The sequence below is a fragment of the Flavobacterium frigidimaris genome (assembly GCF_002217275.1).
Classification (GTDB): domain Bacteria; phylum Bacteroidota; class Bacteroidia; order Flavobacteriales; family Flavobacteriaceae; genus Flavobacterium; species Flavobacterium aquidurense.
On the sequence record NZ_MUGV01000001.1, the window covers coordinates 118,893 to 141,855 of the forward strand.

Annotated in this window: 23 protein-coding genes and 1 tRNA gene; 11 read left to right on the plus strand and 13 right to left on the minus strand. The window is 34.1% G+C overall.

Features of this window, described 5'->3' with window-relative positions; all coding sequences use genetic code 11:
- Positions 1-98 precede the first annotated feature (98 nt).
- Entirely contained in the window at positions 99-1,559 is a 1,461-nt protein-coding gene (gene rpoN / locus B0A65_RS00535) for an RNA polymerase factor sigma-54 (protein ID WP_074660846.1), read from the plus strand.
- A 955-nt stretch (positions 1,560-2,514) separates the two neighbouring features.
- Here the strand turns inward: rpoN and B0A65_RS00540 are convergent.
- Both B0A65_RS00540 and B0A65_RS00545 read right to left on the minus strand, forming a co-directional pair.
- The gene (locus tag B0A65_RS00540) at positions 2,515-2,961 is read right to left on the minus strand and encodes a hypothetical protein (protein ID WP_074660844.1); all 447 of its coding nucleotides are present in this window, start codon (positions 2,959-2,961) and stop codon (positions 2,515-2,517) included.
- A gap of 29 nt (positions 2,962-2,990) precedes the next feature.
- Positions 2,991-3,581, minus strand: coding sequence for a thymidine kinase (locus B0A65_RS00545; protein WP_026983557.1), 591 nt, complete (start codon positions 3,579-3,581; stop codon positions 2,991-2,993).
- A gap of 237 nt (positions 3,582-3,818) precedes the next feature.
- On the opposite strand from B0A65_RS00545, the gene B0A65_RS00550 reads away from it, so the two are divergent.
- The 8 genes from B0A65_RS00550 to B0A65_RS00585 all read left to right on the plus strand — a co-directional run bounded on the left by B0A65_RS00550 (position 3,819) and on the right by B0A65_RS00585 (position 12,165).
- Positions 3,819-4,898 carry a hypothetical protein gene (locus tag B0A65_RS00550; protein WP_074660842.1) on the plus strand — a complete coding sequence of 360 codons (1,080 nt, stop codon included), beginning with the start codon at positions 3,819-3,821 and terminating at the stop codon, positions 4,896-4,898.
- A 110-nt stretch (positions 4,899-5,008) separates the two neighbouring features.
- Positions 5,009-5,728: a 16S rRNA (cytidine(1402)-2'-O)-methyltransferase gene (gene rsmI / locus B0A65_RS00555; RefSeq protein WP_074660841.1), complete on the plus strand. Its 720-nt coding sequence runs from the start codon at positions 5,009-5,011 to the stop codon at positions 5,726-5,728.
- 136 nt (positions 5,729-5,864) lie between these two features.
- On the plus strand, positions 5,865-6,209 hold the full coding sequence (locus B0A65_RS00560) for a HopJ type III effector protein (protein ID WP_074660839.1): 345 nt from the start codon (positions 5,865-5,867) through the stop codon (positions 6,207-6,209).
- 262 nt (positions 6,210-6,471) lie between these two features.
- A complete protein-coding gene (gene recJ, locus B0A65_RS00565) occupies positions 6,472-8,172 on the plus strand; it encodes a single-stranded-DNA-specific exonuclease RecJ (RefSeq protein WP_074660837.1) in 1,701 nt (566 codons plus the stop codon).
- The gene (locus B0A65_RS00570; protein ID WP_074660835.1) at positions 8,162-9,442 is read left to right on the plus strand and encodes an MFS transporter; all 1,281 of its coding nucleotides are present in this window, start codon (positions 8,162-8,164) and stop codon (positions 9,440-9,442) included. The genes recJ and B0A65_RS00570 overlap by 11 nt, the downstream gene beginning before the upstream one ends.
- The gene (locus B0A65_RS00575; protein WP_074660833.1) at positions 9,443-10,357 is read left to right on the plus strand and encodes an alpha/beta fold hydrolase; all 915 of its coding nucleotides are present in this window, start codon (positions 9,443-9,445) and stop codon (positions 10,355-10,357) included. It begins immediately after the preceding gene.
- 159 nt (positions 10,358-10,516) lie between these two features.
- Positions 10,517-10,873 carry a hypothetical protein gene (locus B0A65_RS00580; protein ID WP_074660832.1) on the plus strand — a complete coding sequence of 119 codons (357 nt, stop codon included), beginning with the start codon at positions 10,517-10,519 and terminating at the stop codon, positions 10,871-10,873.
- An 83-nt stretch (positions 10,874-10,956) separates the two neighbouring features.
- Complete coding sequence (locus B0A65_RS00585) at positions 10,957-12,165, plus strand: cytochrome c3 family protein (protein ID WP_074660830.1); 1,209 nt, start codon at positions 10,957-10,959, stop codon at positions 12,163-12,165.
- A 5-nt stretch (positions 12,166-12,170) separates the two neighbouring features.
- Here B0A65_RS00585 and B0A65_RS00590 read toward each other — a convergent pair whose 3' ends face one another.
- From B0A65_RS00590 to B0A65_RS00600, 4 genes are all read right to left on the minus strand, one after another.
- Complete coding sequence (locus B0A65_RS00590) at positions 12,171-12,914, minus strand: UDP-2,3-diacylglucosamine diphosphatase (RefSeq protein ID WP_074660829.1); 744 nt, start codon at positions 12,912-12,914, stop codon at positions 12,171-12,173.
- 122 nt (positions 12,915-13,036) lie between these two features.
- Positions 13,037-13,489, minus strand: coding sequence for a 6-pyruvoyl trahydropterin synthase family protein (locus tag B0A65_RS00595; protein ID WP_074660827.1), 453 nt, complete (start codon positions 13,487-13,489; stop codon positions 13,037-13,039).
- Between the two features lie 31 nt (positions 13,490-13,520).
- The gene (locus B0A65_RS23190) at positions 13,521-13,697 is read right to left on the minus strand and encodes a hypothetical protein (RefSeq protein ID WP_207556385.1); all 177 of its coding nucleotides are present in this window, start codon (positions 13,695-13,697) and stop codon (positions 13,521-13,523) included.
- Positions 13,698-14,042: 345 nt separating this feature from the next.
- Positions 14,043-14,807 carry an enoyl-CoA hydratase/isomerase family protein gene (locus B0A65_RS00600; RefSeq protein ID WP_074660825.1) on the minus strand — a complete coding sequence of 255 codons (765 nt, stop codon included), beginning with the start codon at positions 14,805-14,807 and terminating at the stop codon, positions 14,043-14,045.
- 227 nt (positions 14,808-15,034) lie between these two features.
- On the opposite strand from B0A65_RS00600, the gene B0A65_RS00605 reads away from it, so the two are divergent.
- Both B0A65_RS00605 and B0A65_RS23080 read left to right on the plus strand, forming a co-directional pair.
- Positions 15,035-15,108, plus strand: a tRNA-Ala gene (locus B0A65_RS00605).
- A 400-nt stretch (positions 15,109-15,508) separates the two neighbouring features.
- Positions 15,509-15,646 (plus strand): hypothetical protein, encoded by a 138-nt coding sequence (locus tag B0A65_RS23080; RefSeq protein ID WP_207556386.1) that lies wholly within the window; start codon positions 15,509-15,511, stop codon positions 15,644-15,646.
- An 88-nt stretch (positions 15,647-15,734) separates the two neighbouring features.
- On the opposite strand, the gene B0A65_RS00615 is transcribed toward B0A65_RS23080, so the two are convergent.
- The 7 genes from B0A65_RS00615 to mtgA all read right to left on the minus strand — a co-directional run bounded on the left by B0A65_RS00615 (position 15,735) and on the right by mtgA (position 22,952).
- Positions 15,735-16,442, minus strand: a complete 708-nt coding sequence (locus B0A65_RS00615) for a DUF6090 family protein (RefSeq protein ID WP_074660822.1) — start codon at positions 16,440-16,442, stop codon at positions 15,735-15,737.
- 35 nt (positions 16,443-16,477) lie between these two features.
- Positions 16,478-17,296 (minus strand): DUF5694 domain-containing protein, encoded by an 819-nt coding sequence (locus B0A65_RS00620; RefSeq protein WP_074660820.1) that lies wholly within the window; start codon positions 17,294-17,296, stop codon positions 16,478-16,480.
- Between the two features lie 426 nt (positions 17,297-17,722).
- A complete protein-coding gene (locus B0A65_RS00625; protein ID WP_074660819.1) occupies positions 17,723-18,916 on the minus strand; it encodes an AbiH family protein in 1,194 nt (397 codons plus the stop codon).
- Between the two features lie 13 nt (positions 18,917-18,929).
- Entirely contained in the window at positions 18,930-19,415 is a 486-nt protein-coding gene (locus B0A65_RS00630; protein WP_074660817.1) for a hypothetical protein, read from the minus strand.
- 39 nt (positions 19,416-19,454) lie between these two features.
- On the minus strand, positions 19,455-20,390 hold the full coding sequence (locus B0A65_RS00635; RefSeq protein WP_074660815.1) for a type I restriction enzyme HsdR N-terminal domain-containing protein: 936 nt from the start codon (positions 20,388-20,390) through the stop codon (positions 19,455-19,457).
- A gap of 842 nt (positions 20,391-21,232) precedes the next feature.
- On the minus strand, positions 21,233-22,189 hold the full coding sequence (locus tag B0A65_RS00640) for a lipid A deacylase LpxR family protein (protein WP_074660814.1): 957 nt from the start codon (positions 22,187-22,189) through the stop codon (positions 21,233-21,235).
- A complete protein-coding gene (gene mtgA, locus B0A65_RS00645) occupies positions 22,179-22,952 on the minus strand; it encodes a monofunctional biosynthetic peptidoglycan transglycosylase (protein WP_074660812.1) in 774 nt (257 codons plus the stop codon). The genes B0A65_RS00640 and mtgA overlap by 11 nt, the downstream gene beginning before the upstream one ends.
- Positions 22,953-22,963 lie beyond the last annotated feature (11 nt).

Genomic DNA, 22,963 nt, shown 5'->3' on the forward strand with positions numbered 1-22,963 from the left:
TTACAATAGAAATGAAAAAATAATTTTAATCCGAATTTAATTCGTCAATAAAAAGATACTTAGCGCCTTAGAGCCTTAGCATCTTAGCAACTTTTTTTATGCTAAAGCAATTTTTAAATTTAAAATTATCACAAAAATTATCTCCACAGCAAATTCAGCTGATGAAGTTAATTCAATTGCCTACGCAAGCTTTTGAGCAACGTTTATTAGAAGAAATGAACGAAAATCCGGCTTTGGAAGCTGGTAAAGAAGACGAATACGAAGCTGATGAATTCGCAAATGAAGACTACGACGATTATGATGATGCTGAATCGGACAGAATCGAAGCTGACGACATTAATATAGACGAATACCTAAGCGACGACGATACTCCGGATTACAAAACTCAGGTTAACAATTATAGTGAAGACGAAGAACGCGAAACGCCTTTTGCATCGCCAATTAGTTTTCATCAGGATTTAATCAATCAGCTGAATACTTTTATTCTGAATGACGAAGAGCGCGAAATCGCTGAATTCCTTGTTGGGAGCATTGATGATATGGGTTACATCCGCAGAAGCGTTGCTGATATGGTTGACGATATGGCTTTTACGCAAGGTATTTATACCGATGACGTAATGGTCGAGAAAATGTTGCATGTCATTCACGAACTGGAACCTTCGGGAGTTGGTGCGCGTGATTTGCAGGAATGTTTATTATTGCAATTAAAGCACAAAACGCCAACGGAATATGTTGATTTAGCGATTGATATTATCGAAAATCAGTTTGATGCTTTTACCAAAAAACATTACGATAAATTATTGCAGAAATATGCGGTTTCGAACGAACAGCTTAAAAAAGCCATTAACGAAATCGAAAGACTAAACCCAAAACCAGGAGGATCTTACACTGGAAACAATAAAGTAACCGAGAATGTAGTTCCTGATTTCGCGATCAGAATTGTAGATGGTGAATTAGAATTAACATTAAACGGAAGAAATGCTCCGTCGTTGCACGTTTCTAAAGATTATCAGGAAATGATGCAGACGTATAAAGATTCTCGTGATAAATCGTCAGCACAAAAAGACGCGGTTCAGTTTATCAAACAAAAACTGGATTCGGCTAAATGGTTTATCGATGCGATCAGACAACGTCAGGAAACGTTATTTGTTACGATGAATGCAATTATGCATTATCAGGAAGAATATTTTCTAGATGGTGACGAAACCAAGCTAAAACCAATGATCTTAAAAGACATTGCCGATATGGTTGGCCTTGATATTTCGACGATTTCGCGTGTTGCCAATAGTAAATATGTAGAGACGCCATACGGAACAAAACTAATTAAAGAGTTTTTCTCTGAAGCCATGAAAAATGATCAGGGAGAAGATGTTTCGACTTTAGAAATCAAAAAGATTCTTAAAAACACGATTGAGGAAGAAGATAAAAAGAAACCTTTACCAGACGATCAATTGGCAGAAATCTTAAAAGAAAAAGGTTATCCGATTGCGAGAAGAACGATTGCAAAATACCGCGAGCAACTTGATATTCCGGTTGCCAGAATGAGGAAAAAGATTTAGGTTTTTTAAAATTCAATATAATCACCGTAATCTATATTAAACTGGACTGAAGTCCAGCCCTACAATATGGATCGAGCCGAAGGCTCCTTTATAGTTCCGGAGGAACATTTTATATTGTAGAGCTGGACTTCAGTCCAGTTTAGACAAAGAATATATATAAAATAAAACCCGACAAATTCAAAAATCTGTCGGGTTTTGTTTTATATAGGAATCTCTAAATTATTTATATTGATCGGGTATTATTTTCACAGCAAACAAGAAAACATTCTTTTTATCCTTATAACTATAAATCAAGCTGTAATCCTTGTCTCTGAAAACCTGAAGTCCCGAATTTGCCTTAGCAGTACTTATTAAACTTTTTTCGATTTCAGTCTGTATTACCTCAATTTCTGCACTAATCTATATTAAACTGGACTGAAGTCCAGCCCTACAATATGGATCGAGCCGAAGGCTCTTTTATAGTTCCGGAGGAACATTTTATATTGTAGAGCTGGACTTCAGTCCAGTTTAGGCAAAGAATATATATAAAATAAAACCCGACAAATTCAAAAATCTGTCGGGTTTTATTTTATATCTAAATCTCTAAATTATTTATATTGATCGGGTATTATTTTCACAGCAAACAAGAAAACATTCTTTTTATCCTTATAACTATAAATCAAGCTGTAATCATTGTCTCTAAAAACCTGAAGTCCCGGATTTGCCTTAGCAGTACTTATTAAACTTTTTTCGATTTCAGTCTGTATTACCTCAATTTCTGCACTAATCTATATTAAACTGGACTGAAGTCCAGCCCTACAATATGGATCGAGCCTAAGGCTCTTTTATAGTTCCGGAGGAACATTTTATATTGTAGAGCTGGACTTCAGTCCAGTTTAGACAAAGAATATATATAAAATAAAACCCGACAAATTCAAAAATCTGTCGGGTTTTATTTTATATCTAAATCTCTAAATTATTTATATTGATCGGGTATTATTTTCACAGCAAACAAGAAAACATTCTTTTTATCCTTATAACTATAAATCAAGCTGTAATCATTGTCTCTAAAAACCTGAAGTCCCGGATTTGCTTTAGCGGTACTTATTAAACTTTTTTCGATTTCAGTCTTTATTACATCAATCTCTGCAGATTCTTTGTCCACATTAAGCAAGGTTAAATTATACTGGACTGCTTTTTCCTCAGGTAAATTAGGTAAGCTAACACTGTCTAATCGAATTCCTTCCTGAATTTTCAGTGGGCAATTTTTATTATATTTTACAACCAATTCTGTTACTTCGGTCTTTACTTCTCCCTTACTTTCAGAAAGAAAAAATTGGAAATAAACAGCCAAAGCCACCGCAATTCCAATTACACCAAATAATAAGGTATTTTGTTTTCTTTTAGTTTTTTTGTCTTGCATTGTGTTACGGCTTAGATGGAATTAAAAATCTACTTTTCCTGACTCTTTTTCATTGCATTATAATAGGCAGCACGGCTTAACGGTTCGTATTCTTCCGTTTCACCCAACATTACCAATTTATCATTATCCGTTTTACGGAAACTGTAATTGGCAAGATTTCCTGTTCGGGTACAAACAGCGTGAACTTTAGTTACATATTCGGCTGTAGCCATAAGTGCCGGCATTGGTCCAAAAGGATTTCCTTTAAAGTCCATATCAAGTCCTGCCACTATCACACGAATTCCCTGATTGGCAAGATCATTACAAACGGTAACGATTTCATCATCAAAAAACTGTGCTTCGTCAATTCCGATAACGTCGCATCCTTGCGCTAAAATAGCAATATTGGCTGCTGCCGGAACGGGAGTCGAGCGAATTTCATTGGAATCATGAGACACCACCATTTCGTCATGATAGCGGGTATCAATAGCAGGTTTAAAAATTTCGACTTTTTGTTTGGCAAATTGGGCGCGTTTTAATCTGCGGATTAACTCCTCGGTTTTACCCGAAAACATTGATCCACAAATAACTTCAATCCAACCAAATTGTTCTTTGTGATTTACTGTATTTTCGAGAAACATTTTGTATTTTTCTACCTTTAAAAATGAATAGTTTTTATTACTTTGTACTGGTAATAAATCGACGTGAAAAATTGCTGTTTTTACACTTTTTCAAAAGTAGAAAATTTTTATCAAATCGGAGATTCGCAATCGCTTATTAACAGAAATAAAAAAAAATCTTGTTGATTTCTTTCCGTAATAAAGACATTCAATTACAAAACATATAAATTACCCCTATTCACTATAATTTCAACAGCTATGAAAAAAAAATTGGAAGCCGATTTAATCAGCATTGCACATCGAATTTTAAAACTTAAAAACAAATCCGATATCAATCAATTGTATCTTGAAACGCAGAAATTATACGAGAAACTAGCGGTCTTAAAGTTTATTGATGAAAATTTTGATACTGCAAAACCAACAATCGGACGCAGTGAGATCGAATCTGATATAGAAACTATTTTTGAAAAAGAAGAGATCACTCCGGCAGAAATTAAACAAGAAGCGCCAATTGTTGCTGAAGAAACTGCAGTTGAAGAAACTTCTGAACCGATAATTGCTGAAGAAATAGTTGCTGAAATTCCCGAAGAAATAACTCCGGAAGCAGCTGAAGAAATTATCGAAGAGCCGGTTGTTGAAAAAATTGAAGAGCCGGAAGCTGTTACTGAAACAGAAGAAGTGGAAACAATTGAGGAAACCAAAACTGTCGAAAGTGTTAAAGATCCAATTATTGAAAAAATCAACGAAGCTGTTCTTGAAGCTAAAAAGACTATCGAAGCAAATAGAGATCTTTCGTTTAAAACAAGCAGCGATATTAACCCAATTCCGGATTTTAAACCTGCTTTTGAATTAGATAACTCCGCAGAAAAAATCGAAGAAAAAGAAGAGCCAAAAATTCAAACGACATCAAAATCAAATCCACTTCCTCTTGCATTTGAAGATTTCGGAATCAATTATGCCGATGCGCAGTTTGTAAAAGTAGACAGTTTTGAAGCTGTTTCTTCCACTCCTTTCCCATCACTTAATGAAATTCAAGAGACCACAATTGAAACAGAGATCCTGGAAACTCCGGCTGAACCAAAAGCGGCAACATTAAATGAAAAACTGGCAAAAGGTTTTCATGTTGATTTGAATGACCGAATTGCTTTCACTAAAAACCTTTTCGGAAACAGTTCTGAAGATTACAGCCGCGTTTTAAATCAATTACTGACTTTTGATACATACGCAGAAGCTCAGGAATTTATCGAAAATATGGTAAAACCAGATTATAACAATTGGGAAGGAAAAGACGATTACGCCGAGCGTTTCTTGGGAATTGTAGAGAAGAAATTCTCATAAAAAAACAAAACACGAATTACACTAATTGACACGAATTTCTCTTTGTGAAATTTTCAAAAGCACTTGCAATCTGTGTAAATTCGTGAAATTCGTGTTATAATATAAAAAATATGTCTAAATTATATATCGTTCCAACGCCAATTGGCAATCTTGAAGACATGACTTTTCGTGCCATTCGGATTCTTAAAGAAGTGGATTTGATTTTGGCCGAAGATACCAGAACGAGCGGAAAACTGTTAAAGCATTTTGAAATTGGCACGCACATGCACAGCCATCACATGCACAACGAGCACAAAACAACCGAGAACTTAATTGCACGTTTGAAAGCCGGTGAAACCATCGCTTTAATTTCAGATGCGGGAACTCCGGCGATTTCTGATCCCGGATTTTTATTGACGCGTGCTTGTGTCGAAAATAAAATTGAAGTAGAATGTTTACCTGGTGCAACCGCTTTTGTTCCGGCTTTGGTGAACAGCGGACTGCCAAACGATAAATTTGTTTTTGAAGGTTTCCTGCCTGACAAAAAAGGACGCCAGACGCGATTTTTGGCTTTAGCCGACGAAACAAGAACGATGATTTTATACGTTTCGCCACACAAACTCGTTAAGACTTTGGCGGAATTTATTCAACATTTTGGAGAAGACAGACAAGTTTGTGTTTCAAGAGAATTATCAAAAATGCACGAAGAAAATGTCCGCGGAACGGCGAGAGAAGTTCTAACACATTTTGAAAAAACAGCGCCACGCGGTGAAATCGTTGTGGTGGTTGCCGGAAAAACAATAATTAAAGAACCTAAGAAAAGTAAGTTTTCTAAGGATGATGACGAATAAAATATGAACGTTATAAAGTAACATGGATTAAGTTTTTTAACCGCAAATTCCANNTGGAATTTGCGGTTAAAAAAACAGATCAGAAAAATTACTTCAATCCTCTAAATTTGTAACAAAAAATTAAAGCCTAATAATCATGAGCATTCAAGCCTTTTTAGAAAAAGTAAAACAAACTCCAAACGAAATAACATTCCCGGAAACTATCGCAGTAATTGAGGAAAACTACAACTTTACTCCAACTGCTTTTCAAAACGGAACACAGCACAATGCAGCCGGGGAAAATTCAGGTTCTTGTAAATTATTTTCTTTTGCCAAATTGCAAAACTTAAGCAAAGAAGAAACTTTAGCTTGTTTCGGTGCTTTTTATTTCGAAGAAGTTTTAAAAGATCCAAACGGAACAAACCACCAAAATATTAGAAACTTCATCAACTTAGGCTGGGACGGAATTAAGTTTGAAGGAAATGCGCTGGAGAAAAAATAATTTTAGATTTTAGAGTGTAGATTTTAGATTTTTTTTAAATCTACTTCATTCTAAATTCTAAAACCTTTGTCAAAGTTTGAAACTTTGACAAAGGTAAAAACCAAATGTTTTACCACAGATTAAAAGATTAACACAGATTAAAAAATCCTTTTAAATCTTTTATCCCGATAGCTATCGGTAGTGGCAAAAAAATAAATATCAGATTAAACGATTTTTGATTTCTTCAATCTAAAATCTAATATCTAAAATCTACAATAGAAAAATGCGTTGGACATTAATACCAAAACCTTCTGAAGATAAAATCAAACATTTGGCACAGGCCTTAAATGTAGAAGATTTTGTAGCAACACTTTTGATTCAGCGTGGGATTGAAACTTTTGAAGATGCCAAAAATTTCTTTCGCCCCTCATTAGAACATCTTCATGATCCTTATCTGATGAAAGATATGGACAAAGCGGTTGCCCGAATCGAATCGGCTATTGAAAATCAGGAAAATATTTTGGTTTTCGGCGATTATGATGTTGATGGAACAACGGCTGTTTCTTTGGTTTCTTCTTATTTGAAATCACATTATCCAAACATTGCCACTTATATTCCGGATCGTTATGACGAAGGTTACGGAATTTCCTTCAAAGGAATTGACTTTGCAGATGATAACGGATTCTCCCTAATTATTGCACTCGATTGTGGAATAAAATCCATTGATCATATCGCCTACGCGAAAGAAAAAAACATTGACTTTATCATTTGCGATCACCACAGACCCGGAAATACGCTGCCGGATGCGGTTGCTATTTTAGATCCGAAAAGAGAAGACTGCTCCTACCCTTACGATGAATTGTGCGGTTGTGGCGTAGGTTTTAAATTGATTCAGGCTTTAGGTCAAAATCGAGACGAAACCATCGAAGATCTGGTTCCCTATCTGGATTTGGTAGCTACGGCGATTGCAGCCGATATTGTTCCGATAACGGGTGAAAACCGAGTTTTGGCTTACTTCGGATTGCAGGTAATCAACAGCGATCCGAGACCGGGAATTAAAGCTTTGGTGCATCAGGTAAAAAAGAAAGTTCTGGACATTACTGATGTTGTTTTTATTATTTCACCGAGAATTAATGCGGCAGGAAGAATCAAACACGGAAATCATGCAGTGGAATTGTTAACCGAATTTGATTTTGATCAGGCGCAGCAATTTGCTTCAGAAATCGAACAATACAATGCTGACCGAAAAGATTTAGATAAAAAAATTACTAAAGAAGCTTTTCAGCAAATTATAGAAAATCAGGAAGAAGAACGTTTTTCAACCGTTGTTTTTCAGGAAGACTGGCACAAAGGCGTTATCGGAATTGTTGCTTCAAGATTGATTGAAACTTACTATCGACCGACTTTGGTTTTCACTAAAAGCGGCGACAAATATGCGGCATCGGCAAGATCGGTAAAAGGATTTGATGTTTATAATGCTTTGGATGCCTGCGCGCATCATTTGGAACAATTTGGAGGCCATATGTATGCCGCCGGAATGACTTTAAAAGCAGAGAATTATAAGACTTTTAAAGACGCTTTCGAAAAACAAGTCGAGGAAACCATTTTACCCGAAATGCGAACTCCGGAAATCGAAATTGATGCCGAAATTAATTTTTCAGATATCACGCCAAAATTAATTCGGATTTTAAAACAATTCGAACCTTTTGGTCCACTGAATATGACACCAGTTTTTATGACTACGGAGGTAAAAGATACTGGTTACGCGAAAACGCTGGGTTCAGAAGACGAACATTTGAGGCTTTTCGCGAAACAGTTCAACTCTGAAGGAATTGCTGCAATTGGCTTTGGGCTTGGAAAAAAATTGAATATCACAAAAAATCAAAATACTTTTCAGCTGGCTTATACAATCGCTGAAAACGAGTGGAACGGAACCGTTTCTAATCAACTTATGTTAAAAGATATCAGAACAAATGAAAAATAAAGAAAAGAAAAACGATCCGTATCAGGCATTGCGTTTTAGAGAATTTAATATGTTTTTATTATTGCGCTTTGCAATGGTTTTTGCCTGGTCAATGCAATTTATTGTTATTGAATGGGAAGTTTACAGTATAACTAAGAATCCGCTTTCACTTGGAATTATTGGTTTGATGGAAGTAATTCCAGCTGTTTCGATGGCCTTGTTTGCCGGACATATTGTCGACCAAAGAGAGAAAAAAGGAATGTTGGTATGGTGCATTTTAGGTTTTACAATCATTAGTTTTGGGTTATTTTTATTGACCTGGCCAAAAGTTGTAGGCGATGCATCACCCACTATAATATTATATTCAATTTACTTTTTAGTATTTTTAGGAGGATTGGTTCGTGCCTTTTTAGGGCCAACGATATTTTCTCTTTTATCATTAATTGTACCTAAAAAAGCGTATCCAAATGCTGCTACCTGGAGCAGTTCGGTTTGGCAGATTGGTGCCGTTTTAGGACCTGCAGTTGCAGGATTTTCAATCAACTGGATTGGCGTTCACTGGTCGATGTGTCTTGTTGTTGGCTTTTCTATTTCTGCTTTAATTGCTTTAACCCAAATTGAGAAAAAACCAATTTTGAATCCGAAGATTGGCGAACCGGTTATGGAAAGTTTAAAAGAAGGAATCAAATTCGTATTTAATAATAAAACTATCCTGGGAGTTCTGTCTCTTGATATGGTTGCCGTTCTTTTTGGTGGTGCCGTTGCTTTATTGCCTGTTTTTGCACAGGATATTTTAAAAGTGGGCCCGGAAGGTTTTGGTATTTTAAGAGCTGCGCCGGCAATTGGTGCTTTTATTACGATGCTAATTTCAGCTTACGTTCCATTGTATAAAAAAGCCGGAATGAAACTTTTAATTGCTATTTTCATTTTCGGACTTTGTATTATTGTTTTTGGAGTTTCAACTATTTTCTGGCTCTCTGTTGTAGCGCTGTTTTTAAGCGGAGTTGCTGACGGAATTTCAGTAGTAATTCGCCAGACGATTTTACAATTAAAAACGCCGGACCATATGCGCGGACGTGTTGCTGCAGTAAACTCTATGTTCGTAGGTTCATCTAACGAATTAGGCGCTTTTGAAAGCGGTTTAACAGCTAAATTAATGGGAACGGTAACGTCAGTAGTTTTTGGAGGAAGTATGACGTTATTGACCGTTTTAGGCTTTGGAATACAATCCCCAACTTTTAGAAATTTAGATCTCCGAAAAGATATGGAAGATCATCAAAATATGGAGTAAATGAACAAATTGTTATTGGCTTTCTTTTTTACCATTTCCCTTTTTGCAAACGGGCAGAATCTCTACATCAAAACATATGGAAACAAAAAAGAGAAAGCCCTGATTTTTATTCATGGAGGCCCAAGCGGAAATTCTACTTTATTTGAAGGTACAACAGCTCAAAAATTGGCTGATTTGGGATTTTACGTAATTATTTACGACCGAAGAGGCGAAGGAAGATCTGCAGATCCTGAAGCTAAAATTACCTACGCAGAAGCTTTTGCTGATTTGAATACAATTTATAAAAAATACAACCTAAAAAAAGCCATACTTCTGGCACACAGTTTTGGCGGCTTGGTCGCCACACTTTATACCGAGAAATATCCTCAAAACGTGAGTAACCTTATCCTCGCTGGAGCTTTATTTTCACAACAGGAAACTTACGATCATATTTTAAACTCTTTAAAAATAAGTCACAAAGGCGATTCTAAAACGCTTAATAAAGTATTTTATGTAGAAAAGCTCGATAAAAATTCTGCAGGATATCGAAAACATTGTTTTGATCTGGCAAGTGATAACGATTATTTTAAAATGCCAAATCCAACCAAAGCTTCAAAAAAACTGTATAGTGATTATGAAAAGAGTGATTTCTTCAAAACGAATATTCGAAACAAAAACGCTCCCCTGCTTTTTTATAAAAATGAAAAGCAAAACAATATAGACACGAGATCATGTCTAAAAAAAATAAAGGCAGAAGGTATTCCCATTTATGCTATTTACGGAAAAGAAGATCGCATATTTTCTTCGGCCCAAATCAGTTCCATAAAAAGTATAGCGGGCCAAAAACATTTTGCTTTATTGGATAATTGCTCGCATTATTTATTTGTTGATCAACAAAATCAATTTTTATCTCAAATTGCACAATGGTATAAGTAAACTCATTATCAATTGTATTTTTGATATAAGAAAATAACTTATCAAACTTTTAAATAGCCTTATATGGCTTATATGATGAATAATTTTTCCGAAATTTTATGATTTTCTATTTAGAACTAATATAAATAATATTTATATTTGTTGAAATAAAGGATTGCAATGAGAGAAATAGAACAATTATACCACAACAATTTTGGAATTGCCTTTTACTGGAAAAAGGAAAACGAAACCATTACAGACAAAGTGCAATTGGTTTTTAAAGAAACCGGATTCTATTTTACGGTTCAGGAATTGAATTATTTCTGCGATTTAATCGAAGACAGCATGATTGAAAATGCTTGTTGCGAAGCTTGCGAACTAAAAAACTCCTGTCATAAATTTCTACTCAAAACACCTTGTGCACAAATTGACCTCGCCGTTTCTGTCAAAGAATTAAAATCGATAAAAGATTTGGTTGAAGGCTCTTTATTCCGAATTGAACTGGATGAATATGTTTACGGAGTTGGGATGAATTAAGAAACATTCTAAATATTTTAACAACATTTTTTCATAATTGAAATATATTTTGATTTTCTTCAAAAAAAAGTATATTTACGGCAATGAAAAAATTACGAATTCTTTTTGCCATTACCGTTTTAGCGGTTTTTCTATCTAACTGCACAAACAAATCTGATGAATATATTGATCCACGCGGAACCGATTATGCTGGTTCCGAAAGTTGTATACAATGCCATCAGACACAGTATGATATGGCACTCAAAAGCTCTCATTTTAGAGCAACAGCTCCTGCACTTTTAGGAAATGTGTTAGGAGATTTCGACAAAGGAAATCATACTTTCATCTACGACAAAAATACCAAGCTAGCTATAGAAAAACGCAACGACAGTCTTTATCAGGTTTTATACAAAAACGGAAAAGAAGTTGAAGCACATCCTTTTGACATTGTATTTGGAGCGAAACATGCCCAGACTTCTGTTTATTGGAGAGACGGCAATACGTATGAATTACCCATTTCTTATTACCATTCTATAAAAGGCTGGGCCACTAGTCCGGGATTTCCTGCTGACAAACCTTATTTTGACCGAATGGTGGTTAAAGACTGCTATTCCTGCCATGCCTCAAATGCCAGCAGTCGCAATGTTGAACAAAATTCTGCTGAGAAAAATGTAATGTCAATGGACGTTGAAGATGTAATTGACCCTAAAACGATAGTGTACGGAATTGATTGCGAACGTTGCCATGGGCCAGCCAAAAAACACGCTGAGTTTCACCTGAAAAATCCAAACGTAAAAGTGGCCAACAGCATCACCAGTTTTAAAACCTTAAACAAACAGCAAAGATTAGATGCCTGTGCCCTTTGTCACGGAGGAAATGACGGAATGAAAATGAAATCGCGTTTTGATTTTAAACCGGGAAATAATCTTTCAGAATTTTATAGAAGTACAAGAAGTATAACTGATACAGCCACGTTTGACGTTCACGGAAATCAATTTCGTTTGATGGCACAAAGCAAATGTTTCATCAACAGCGAAAAAATGGATTGCATTACGTGTCATAACCCACACGAAAATGCTTCAAAAAACTTAGCTTCTTATTCTAAAATTTGTATGAGTTGCCACCAAAGCGGTATCAAACATTCTGATAAAACCCTTAAAACAATGTCTGGAAGTTTATTGGCCAGTAATTGTGTAGAATGTCATATGCCGAAAAAATCATCTGGTGCGATTAAATTTCAGCTTTCTGATAGCAAACAATTATCGAATTATATTCTGCGAACACACAAAATCGGAATCTATCCGGCGAAATAAAAAGATTATTTTTCGAACTTTTTCAACTCGAAAGTTTCGCCATCAAAAACACCATAAGTAAAATAACCAATCCAGTCGCCCAGATTCACATATTTAGATTCTTCTCCAACCGGAATAATCATAGGTAAATGACGATGTCCGAAAATAAAGTAATTATAATGTTTGGTTTCAAGTTTGCGCTTGGCGTATAAAACCAGCCATTCGTTTTCTTCTCCTAAAAATTTTACATCTTCGTCGCCCGAAATCAGTTTGTTTTTAACTGACAAATATTGTGCTAAACTCACGCCAACATCAGGATGCAGCCAACGAAAAAGCCATTTTGAAAACGGATTTGTAAAAACTTTTTTCATTCGTTTATAGCCTTTATCACCAGGACCTTTTCCGTCGCCGTGGCCAATTAAAAAGGTTTGACCGTTAAAAGTAAATTCCTTATTATCATGGTACACCGGAATATTCAATTCCGTTTCAAAATAATCATCCATCCATAAATCATGGTTTCCCACGAAAAAGTAAATCGGAATTCCGCTGTCGCGAATCTCAGCCAGTTTGCCTAAAATACGCACAAAACCTTTTGGCACAACGGTTTTGTATTCGAACCAAAAATCAAACAAATCACCCAATAAAAAAATAGCTTCTGCATCTTCCTTTACCTCATCTAACCATGCGACAAATTTCTTTTCACGCGGTAAACTAGACTCCGGTGTTGGAGCCCCAAAATGCTGATCAGAAGCAAAATATATTTTTTTCATATGTGAAATGTGAATTGTGAAATGTGAAAAGTGAAATTTGAGTTGTGAAATGTGAAAAGTGAAAAACGAACTTTAAGTTTTCACATTTAACTTTTCACATCGAACATTTTACATCTAACTTTTTACAAATTATCAGAAGCGTACCATTCTGCAAACGACGATTCTGTTTCCTGAAGTTTAAGAGAAAAAAGTGCGATTCCGGCAGGAAGTCTTGCAATGATTCTTTTAGAAAAATCCACCACCATGTTTTCACTTGTTGGTTGGTAATCTACTAAAATTACGTGATGTCCGCGGTTTTTCAATTCATTTGCCAATTCGATATGCGGAGTTGTTTCGTTAAAAACGGTTGCATGATCAAACTGATCGACGATTTCTTCTTTTACAATTTTCTTTAGATCCGAAAAATCAATTACCATTCCGAATTTCACATTCGACCGGTCTGTAATTGGCGAACCAATAACCGTTACCGATAATTTATAACTGTGCCCGTGAACGTTCTTGCATTTTCCGTCGTAACCGTATAATGCATGCCCGGTTTCGAAGTTAAATTGTTTTGTAATTCTGATATTACTCATCGATTTGAATTTTAGGTTGCAAATTTACGAATTAATAACCGTTTTCATCTCTTTTTTTGGCACGGTTATACATCCAGTACGCAATTCCGATTAAAATCACGAAAGGAATAAACGATCCAATGATCACTCCAATCTGATAACCGCCATCCGGAGCATTCTTAATTTTCTCTGCAACATCAACCTGAACTACTAAAGGGATAATTCTCATACTTAAATAATTATGGAGTGAAATTTAATTTAAACACATAGAAAATATAGTTTTTTTACTTTGAAAAAAGGAAATAAAAAAAGCTCGCTTTTCACACATAGCATAAAATATCTTGAAAATATTTATTCCAGATTAAAGGACTAAAAAAGATTAATCCTTTTAATCTGTGCAATCTGTGGCAAAAAATTTAAACACATAGAAAACATAGGTTTTTTTACTTTGAAAAAAGGAAATTGAAAAAAGCTAGCTTTTCACACATAGCTATGTGTTTTAAAACAAGTGAAACGCCTTTTTTCAACACAATCCAAACTATGTTTCTATGTGTTTAAAACTATTCGCAATACATTACTTCTTAAATTGCGTCAAAGCCTCTCTCGCGAAATCAGACAAGACCAATTTCCCTGTAATGGCTGCACGTTCAATTAGTATTGATTCCCATTGCTCTGTACCTTCCCAAATAATTTTCTTCATTTCGAATAAAGCTTCAGGATTATATGAACTCAGTTTTTGAGCAAAATTTTCTACTTCAGCATCCAGTTCTTCTGCGCTATGTAACGAAGCATAAAGACCTTTTTCCAAAGCCCATGCTGCCGATTTCCAATCGGTTGCTGTCAATGTCATTTCCGTCATCGCCGTTTTACCAATTTTACGGGAAACAGCCGGTTCGATCACAAACGGACCAATTCCGATTGCCAGTTCCGATAATTTAATGGCACTTTCAGTTGAAGCCAAAACATAATCGCAGGTTGCAATAATGCCGACGCCGCCACCAACTGCTTTTCCCTGAACACGACCCACAATTAATTTAGAGCAGTTTCGCATGGCGTTTAACAAATGCGCAAAACCCGAGAAAAATTCCGTTCCCTGTTCTTCATTTTCCACTTGCAAAAGTTCATCAAACGAAGCGCCGGAACAAAATGCTTTCGAACCTTCGCTTTGCAAAACAATAACCGAAACCGCTTCATTTCGGCTTAAAGCGTTAATCTCCAATGTCAACCGATTCAACAATTCACGCGGAAAAGAATTACTCGCCGGATGACCAAATTGCACCGTAGCAACGGCATTATGAAAACTCGTATATAAAGAACCGTTTTGATTTTCTAAACTCATAAAAATAGATTTGAACGTAAAGTTACGGTTTTGGCAACTATTTTCACTTCAAGCGATTTGAAATTTGTTTTTTGAAAATTAATTGACTTTATTTGCTAACGCTTTGGGGGATTAGCTCATTTAATTTCTCAACGCCCAATTAAAAAAGGGGATTAGCTCATTTGGCTAGAGTATCCCGATCTGATCGGGAAGGTGACCGATTCGAATTTAACAAAGGCAACAAAAAAGGGGGATTAGCTCATTTGGCTAGAGTGCTTGCCTGGCAGGCAAGAGGTGACCGGTTCGAATCCGGTATTCTCCACAAAAAAAAACCGTATTACTTTATTGTGATACGGTTTTTTATTTCAAACATGATTTTTATAAAAGACTAATTAATAAAATGGAAGAAGGAGACATCAAAAGCTTTCTTACTATAATTCAGGCAACTATTCTCACTGTCCTAATTACTACAGTCTATTTTATACTTGTAACTTTAAAAAATTACAACATAACGATTGGTTTTTTCCTCGATGGTTTTGTAATTATGAGTCTATTTTATTTTTCATTGACAAGTCTTATATTCTCAGCAATTTTTTATTACCTATACAAGAACGCATCGATGCTGCTTTATCTAGTTCTATTCTTCTTCAGTTTTTTGGCATTACTTTTTCATCTTGCAAAATTCTGGAGGAAGAAAGTACGACAACAAAATACCTGATATCATGGATGGAGTTTCTGAGTCCATTACCATTTTTCTAATCAAAATGATTTTTATTGCCATCATTTCAAATTTTTTAGTGATTTTAAAAAATTGGTATTTCACCAAAGAATTAGATTCTTCAGAGGATTTAGAAGTTTAATATCTAATTTTCTATAATTAATATTCAGGAGCAGATGAATTTATTTTTAAAAGAGTACCAGTCTCATATTACCAAACTGTGGCTGTTTTTATTTATTCATCTCTTTTTCAATTTCTTTAACAAGTTCAATTGCTTCTGGTTTTACATTTTCGTCATAAACCCTTATGTTGTTTTTACCAATTCTGATAAGAAATTCTATTGTCTTTTTAAATTTTGGATCTGAATATAGTTTTGCTTCCGGTTTATCTGCATTTTCTATCATTTTGTCAAAACACTTGAACAGAAAATCATTATAAATTTTATCAACTTCGTTAATTGAGGGTACCCATAGTTGGTAATACGCTAAGATTTTCTGTTTTAATTTTTCGTCTTCAATATAGCCAATTTTACCACTGGACTTAAAACCTTCAAAATTTCCAACATTCATTATTTGTCCATGTGAATAAACCGGGAGATGCACTATATCATTAGACTTATAAATACTGTCAAGTTGCAGGGGCGTTAGTGCTAAAATTTTCTCATACCCTGTGTTTGCCTTTTTGTATTGTTTCTTTTCTTTGTCGAGTTTTTTTATGTCATCCTCCAAATCATTCTTTAAATTACCGAGAAACACAGCTACTTCTTCTTGTTGATGTCTGTGTTCGCTCCAACTGTGTAGCCATATTGAAAGTGTTACTGCAAAAACGATTATGCCTATTTCTACAATGATTTCTTTTATTTTCGCTCCCAATGTGTGTTCTGAATTTTTCACAGTATTATAAATTTTTTCTGAATGTTTTATTATTTCGTCTTGCATATTTTAGTTTTGTAATTTTAACTCTGGCTGGCAATTTATTTTAGTACGCTATTTACTTCAACGACTTCAAAATCGTCATTATTTTGTAACAGGTGTTTTAATATCGGAATATGTCCCTGTCCAAATATCAGGACGACATATTTGTCATTTGCAGTTATTTGATTCATTACATTAGCATAAATCGCTAAATTCCTCAAATACCAATCAGAAACCGATTCAGCACCAATATAATTTTCTCCTGCTCCAACTTTTGCTATGTATTTTAAGTATATTGATAAATTTTTCTGCAAAAGCTCTTTTGTATTTATGTATTTTAGTACTTCTGTTATTGAATTTCGTTTTACTACACTATCAATTTCATGTATAATTTTATTTGCATTAGTACCTAAATCCTTTAATAAATACAACTGATTTTTTTCTTTAGCTGTTACAGCAACTAAACTGTCATGTGTCATTAGATACAAAACATCAACACAATTGATCTGTTTTAAATTTAATTTTTTAGCCAATCTAAAACCAATTTGCTCTCGTTCAGAAACGGTTAATTTATACCTGTTTTCTGAATACGCAATATACAAACTATCAATTTGCTTTTGCTGAGTAAATGGTTTTTCTATCATCACTTTATCCGCATTTGTTCGCTTTAAAGTTTCAGTCAATTGTTCCAGTTCCTGCTGTCTTTTCGGAGCCAAAAAATCATCTGTCTTTAATTCAAAACTATCTAAATGAGGCGTTTCGAAGTGAATTGTCCCAATTAATAAGATTTTAGTTTTAGGCTTAGCTGCTTGTCCAAAACTTGTAGTTACTACTAAAAGCGTAATTAAAAATGTAGAAATTGCTTTAATGAAAGTCATTTTTTTAGTTTGTTTTAATCGTTATTGTTCTCCCAAATTGCCACCAAATTAGGACTAACTCCGAAATTGTTTTTTAGTATATGTCTAATGGGTAAATATATTAGTAAAAACAAAACTTTACTTACGGCTTCCCGTAATAATGTCAAAGAAAGCTTCCGGCGAAATCATTTTGGGTTTCAATTATTTTCTGAAAAGTTGGCTTCAAAAATAAATATGCTACTCGGAAATTCATTTTCATTTCAGACAAGAAATATCCATTTTACATTTTTTTTATTCAGGAGCAGAAGTTTCTTTTTCAAAAGACCATCTGTCCCGCTATCCCTTCCAATCTTTTGTGCCGAACCCCGGCACAAAAGGATTTCCAGTTCTATCGGGGCTAGATTAGAACGTTTTGGTTTTTATAAGATGGTTGAGTTGGGTTGTGGATTATATATTATCCATATCCTTAACTTGTGGAATTAAATCATTTTTACTTTTTTCAACAATTTTTTTCCGCATTAATTGGTTACTATTAAAGTGTCTCGAAATTTCCATTGTTTTATTAGTGAAATCCTCATCATTATAATAATAAATTTTAATTGACTTACAATTCTCATGTTCAAAAATTTCATTTAACATTATTCTATCTGATAAACCACAAGAGTGGCCATAAATACAAACTTGATAATCTCCCGAATTTAAGAATGAAAGAAGTTCTCTGTAATTAGGGGTTTTAAAATATTGAAATGATTTAATATGTTTGAAAAATCGATTATCATTAAGTTCTTCCATCTCTTTATAAACAGAATCCATTTCATCACCAAAACCAAAAATTATTGAATTTTCATTGTCTTGTAAATTACCATGAATGAAATTTTGATTGTACTTAATTTCTTTAGAATTACTCAATAAATTAGTTAACGAATCTGTATAATTAAAGTTCAGAAAGTATCTATGTCCAAGATCTATATCTTCTAAATTATCATGCAAGAATGAAAATTCATTCTTCGTTAAATCCGCGGCAAATTGCTCAATATATCTTTTTGCTTTATCCTTTGAGATCTTTGTTTCTAACTCTTGGAGATAATTTTTCAACTCTAATATTAAAAATGATAACTCTTCATTTAAAGCGTCAATCTTATTGAGCATATTATGATTTGGCTTAAGCTTATTACCTTTAATAATCAATTTCAACAAATCAAAATAGACTCCTTCAACATCCACCCATCCAACTTTACACATTTTTAAAAGATCAGTTATCAAACCGTTTTGTATACTTGGAACAATTTCCACACTTCGTTTATCTAAAAAATCCAGCAATTCCCTTATGTTATTAACAGAATCAATATTAGAAAAATCTCTGTTTGCATTCAATAAAATATCAAATAAGTTATTTTCTTTAAATCCAAAAACTTTTCTATTAGAATTTTCTCTCATAAACTCATTATAGCTACCTGGATATTTTTCAAATGGAGCTGTAAAAATTTCAGAATTCAATGCTTCATTAAAGTTCTTTTTTAATAGCCACAATAAAAAATCATTATAACTTGTTTTTAGATTCAAAGCCAAATCGAATCCGTTTCCAATTAGAAATAATTTATTTATTTTTAATTTACTTGCTGGTAATTTTAGCTTTGTCATTAACTCAAAAAATTTATATTAGTTCACTCTCACTTTTGAAATTTATTTCATTTATCAAATCATCCCAACTTAATAATTCATCCTCTCTAAAATATTGAGGATCGAATTGTCTAACATCAGAATCATTTCTCACTTTACCATTTTTAGTAGTTCCTTTTAACCAATTCCTGTGTCCAACAAAAATATGATTTGCTAAAATTTCTGAATTAATTATTCTGTATGTAGGAGACTCATTTATGTTTGCAGGGATATTTACAAAAACAAAATATTTGTTTTTTGAAGTTTCATTTTCAACTTTTTTAGATAAAATCCATTTTAATTTATTTTGAGTAGTTTTTACTTGAATAGAAATTAATTTGTCTCCATTTAGATTACTCACTAAAATATCAACTCCATCAGAATTTCTCAAAGTTATCGCAGCTAAATAGCCCCTGCGTGAAAGTTCTGCTGCCACATAATATTCACCAGCAATTCCAGATAATTGTTTGTTTAACTTCATATTATATAAAATCTATTATTTACTTTCAAACATAAAAGCTTACTCCAACAAAGCAAGCGTCCTATTTGTCAACTCATTTTTATATTTCAAAACATCATCAACACTACTCAATAAATACTCATTATTTTCAATAACAATTTTCATTTTTGAATCGCTAAAAACTAATTTGCAAATGACTTTTTTGAGATTGTCATCAATACTAATATTGAAAAAGCTTTTAAAATCTTTGAAGAAAATTCTTTGACTTGGTATTTTCTTATTTTGAATCAACAAAGTTCTTATAGTATGATAAGCCTGAATTTCAGATTCAGTTGTTATAATTCCGCCTGTATTTGAGTTTGCTTCTGATAACACTTTTTTCTCATACAAAGATTTAAGCAATGCCGAGTAAATCATCTTTATCATTTTAACCTGCGTTTCTTCTGTAAATTTGGTCTTAAAATTCATATCCTGATGAATAATTTTTAGAAAATTTTTAGAAGGAGCTATTAATTCTTTTAGCAGAGTGGCTTCAAAATCTTCCGCAAAAACGCATTCCTGAGCAGTTTTTATAATTTCATTTACTACAACATATCTTTTATCAAACTTGATTAAAGTTTCTAAATCTCTCTCAGTATAATTAGATAGATTGAATACAAAAAATGGTTTATTGTCAATTATATTTGGTTGTAAAACATCAGAATAAAATCGATATTCAATTCCATTTGTTAATACAGCAATTCTCGAATTTTTAGTATTATTAAAATAACCATTTAATTGTCCTGCTTCTTTATCACTCAATCTACTGTTATACTTTTTAGCTTCAATTAAAATAGTGTCTTTCTTATTCAACAAAATAGCATAATCAATTTTCTGACTCACACGTTCTCCAAAATCAGCATTATATTCTGGTATTAAATCATTCGAAATATAATTTAGGAGATGAAAAAATGGTTCAATTAAAAATTTACGAGTTTGAGCTTCGTTTGTACACAACTCTATTGCTTCATTAATTTAAAACTCTCAATTGATTTTTTTAATTGATTTATAGACTGTTTTGGAATGTTTGTGGTCATGCTTTACTGGTTTGGTTAGTTAGACAATTTCGAAATTAAAAGTAAGCTAATGAAAATAAACCAATTACTGATTTTTTACAATCATAGCTCTAAAAACAAATATCTTTATTTATCTGACCATTCCATTACGGAAAACCATATTAACAAAGTCTAAAATCAAAAGTAACCTTTTAACAATCCATTTGACTACGTACTTTTACCTGAAAAACAATCTGAGATTTAAACTTAAGTTGTAGCAGATTTAAGTTTTTTATCTCTTTTCCTCGCTTTCTTCTCCTCAGCCAAAATTCTTGCCTGTTCTCTATTTATTTGTAACGCCCAAACAAAAGAAATAAACCAGCAAAGCACTGTCCATGCGGTGAGAAGGTTAAACACGAATAAATATTTGCTGTTTTTTTTTATTCCATGACATAATCGTTGGTATAAAATAAACGAATAACATAACTGCTCCTGCCATTACTTTTTCTATCGTTAGATCACGATTTTCCAATGGAAGGTAGATTCTGTTTGCGCTTGGATGAGGCTTGAGGTTAGTAAGACGATTAGAGTGAAAGAGTAATTTTTTTCATAATTTGATTGAATTGAAAAACTTTGTCGAGCTACTTGCGGGGATTTGCTTCGCCAGTCGCTATCGCTCTAGTCTCCTTTGTCGAAATGACAATATTGCGGCAGCTTTGCGACCTCACCGACAAAGAACTTAGCGCTCTTTGCGTAAACCCTTAGCGAACTCTTTGCGGTTAAAAAGACGCCCCCAACAAAATCCTACCTAATCAAAAACCCCAATCGAATCGATCCAAAAAAGTACCCTGAATTCGTATTCGTTTCAGGATCTTTCAATTCGCGGCCTCGGTACAGAAAAGAATACGAAATATTAAAATTGTTGTGGCGGTATTTCAAACCAAACTCGGCGTTGAAACGAAGCGGTTCCAACTCAAAAGTCACCGGACTGGTGTCGCTGAACATACTGCCTTCTATTGTAGCGTCGTAAAATTGGTAATTGACGCTTGGCATTGCATAAAAGTAAAATTCCCTAACATCAAATTGCGGTTGAGCACTTACAGAAGCGTCATGTAAATTAGAATCGTAAACAGGAAGTAATTTCTTGAAACCTATTCGGGCCAGGAATCCAGTAGAAACTCCATCAAAAATAGTCCCCAAATTCGCTTCCGACTGAAAATGAAGATCTACAAAATCGTTGTGCTTACCCGGGAATAATTTCTTTGAATACAGAACATGTGCCTGTACGGCAAAAGCATTAGTAAGTTGGTTTTCCCAGCCGTATACTTTTTTATAACCAATAAGGTGATGAAAACTTTCCTGAGTTTCGCGGCCAAAAGCATTTGGTCCCATAAAACCCAACTGAAAATCAGTCTTTAAAACCGATTCGCTGTTATAGAAAAAACTGCGTCCGGCCTCGGCAAAAAGATAACCCGTAAAAGGGCGATCGTTAATATCGACCGCCGTTTCATTAATATACCTCGGATTGTAAATGTATTGTCCAACACGAAATTCGGTAATCTTTTTATTGATTTTTTCGTTTTCTTTTTTGGATAGATATCTGAAAAAAAGTTCTAAACCGTTTGTATAATACATATCGTTTTTAGACGACGTATATAAATCATTGTCTGTAATAAAACCAAATTCTTTCGTTTTTCCCTGCCCAAAAGATAGTGCTGTGGTGAGAATCAGGAATGCAAAAACAATCTTTTTACTTCCCATTATAATTTATTTTTCCAACGGCACGCATTTCGCGAACAATTCGTTCTTTGCGTCGGTTGATATAACTTGAAGAACCTGTAGCTTTAAATTTTCTTGGATTCGGTAGTATCGCGGCAATTCCGGCAGCCTGCATTGCAGTTAAACTCGAAGCATCACGACGGTACCAATGTTCTGTGGCTGCATAAGCACCATAAACACCATCCCCCATTTCGATACTATTTAAGTAAACTTCCATAATGCGTTCTTTACCCCAGATAATTTCGATTAAAACGGTAAAATAAGCTTCCAATCCTTTACGAAAATAACTTTTTCCCTGCCATAAAAACACATTTTTGGCGGTTTGCTGCGAAATGGTACTTCCGCCACGAATTCGGCGGCCGCGTTCGTTGCTTTTGTAGGCTTTTTGAAGTGCTTTGAAATCGAAACCGTTGTGGTATAAAAAAGTTCCGTCTTCACTGGCAATAACCGCTTTTTGCAAATTCATCGAAATTTTTTCAATCGGTTCCCAATCGTGATCAAAATAAATTTCTTTTCCTGCCATTTTATTTTCAATGGCACGAATCACCATTAAAGGTGTAAAAGGTACCGGCACAAATTTAAAAAAGATCACTGATCCGATCGAAAGTCCGAAAAACCACAAACACAATTTAATAAAAAACCATTTGACTTTCTGGCCAAACGTTCGATTGGTTTTCTTTTTCGCTGCTGGTTTTGGTTTGCTTGCGCTTGTTTTTTTTGGTGCTGGTTTTTTGGTTGCTGCCATTATATTATAAA

Coding starts and splice junctions, on each gene's coding strand:
- B0A65_RS00620 (WP_074660820.1), bottom strand. CDS start 17,296: ATGACTTTCATTAAAGCAATTTCTACATTTTTAATTACGCTTTTAGTA.
- B0A65_RS00545 (WP_026983557.1), bottom strand. CDS start 3,581: ATGTTTCTCGAAAATACAGTAAATCACAAAGAACAATTTGGTTGGATT.
- B0A65_RS00585 (WP_074660830.1), top strand. CDS start 10,957: ATGAAAAAATTACGAATTCTTTTTGCCATTACCGTTTTAGCGGTTTTT.
- B0A65_RS00575 (WP_074660833.1), top strand. CDS start 9,443: ATGAACAAATTGTTATTGGCTTTCTTTTTTACCATTTCCCTTTTTGCA.
- B0A65_RS00570 (WP_074660835.1), top strand. CDS start 8,162: ATGAAAAATAAAGAAAAGAAAAACGATCCGTATCAGGCATTGCGTTTT.
- mtgA (WP_074660812.1), bottom strand. CDS start 22,952: ATGGCAGCAACCAAAAAACCAGCACCAAAAAAAACAAGCGCAAGCAAA.
- B0A65_RS00600 (WP_074660825.1), bottom strand. CDS start 14,807: ATGAGTTTAGAAAATCAAAACGGTTCTTTATATACGAGTTTTCATAAT.
- B0A65_RS00625 (WP_074660819.1), bottom strand. CDS start 18,916: ATGACAAAGCTAAAATTACCAGCAAGTAAATTAAAAATAAATAAATTA.
- B0A65_RS00550 (WP_074660842.1), top strand. CDS start 3,819: ATGAAAAAAAAATTGGAAGCCGATTTAATCAGCATTGCACATCGAATT.
- B0A65_RS23190 (WP_207556385.1), bottom strand. CDS start 13,697: ATGAGAATTATCCCTTTAGTAGTTCAGGTTGATGTTGCAGAGAAAATT.
- rpoN (WP_074660846.1), top strand. CDS start 99: ATGCTAAAGCAATTTTTAAATTTAAAATTATCACAAAAATTATCTCCA.
- B0A65_RS00540 (WP_074660844.1), bottom strand. CDS start 2,961: ATGCAAGACAAAAAAACTAAAAGAAAACAAAATACCTTATTATTTGGT.
- B0A65_RS00630 (WP_074660817.1), bottom strand. CDS start 19,415: ATGAAGTTAAACAAACAATTATCTGGAATTGCTGGTGAATATTATGTG.
- B0A65_RS00640 (WP_074660814.1), bottom strand. CDS start 22,189: ATGGGAAGTAAAAAGATTGTTTTTGCATTCCTGATTCTCACCACAGCA.
- B0A65_RS00615 (WP_074660822.1), bottom strand. CDS start 16,442: ATGCAAGACGAAATAATAAAACATTCAGAAAAAATTTATAATACTGTG.
- B0A65_RS00580 (WP_074660832.1), top strand. CDS start 10,517: ATGAGAGAAATAGAACAATTATACCACAACAATTTTGGAATTGCCTTT.
- recJ (WP_074660837.1), top strand. CDS start 6,472: ATGCGTTGGACATTAATACCAAAACCTTCTGAAGATAAAATCAAACAT.
- rsmI (WP_074660841.1), top strand. CDS start 5,009: ATGTCTAAATTATATATCGTTCCAACGCCAATTGGCAATCTTGAAGAC.
- B0A65_RS23080 (WP_207556386.1), top strand. CDS start 15,509: ATGGATGGAGTTTCTGAGTCCATTACCATTTTTCTAATCAAAATGATT.
- B0A65_RS00595 (WP_074660827.1), bottom strand. CDS start 13,489: ATGAGTAATATCAGAATTACAAAACAATTTAACTTCGAAACCGGGCAT.
- B0A65_RS00590 (WP_074660829.1), bottom strand. CDS start 12,914: ATGAAAAAAATATATTTTGCTTCTGATCAGCATTTTGGGGCTCCAACA.
- B0A65_RS00560 (WP_074660839.1), top strand. CDS start 5,865: ATGAGCATTCAAGCCTTTTTAGAAAAAGTAAAACAAACTCCAAACGAA.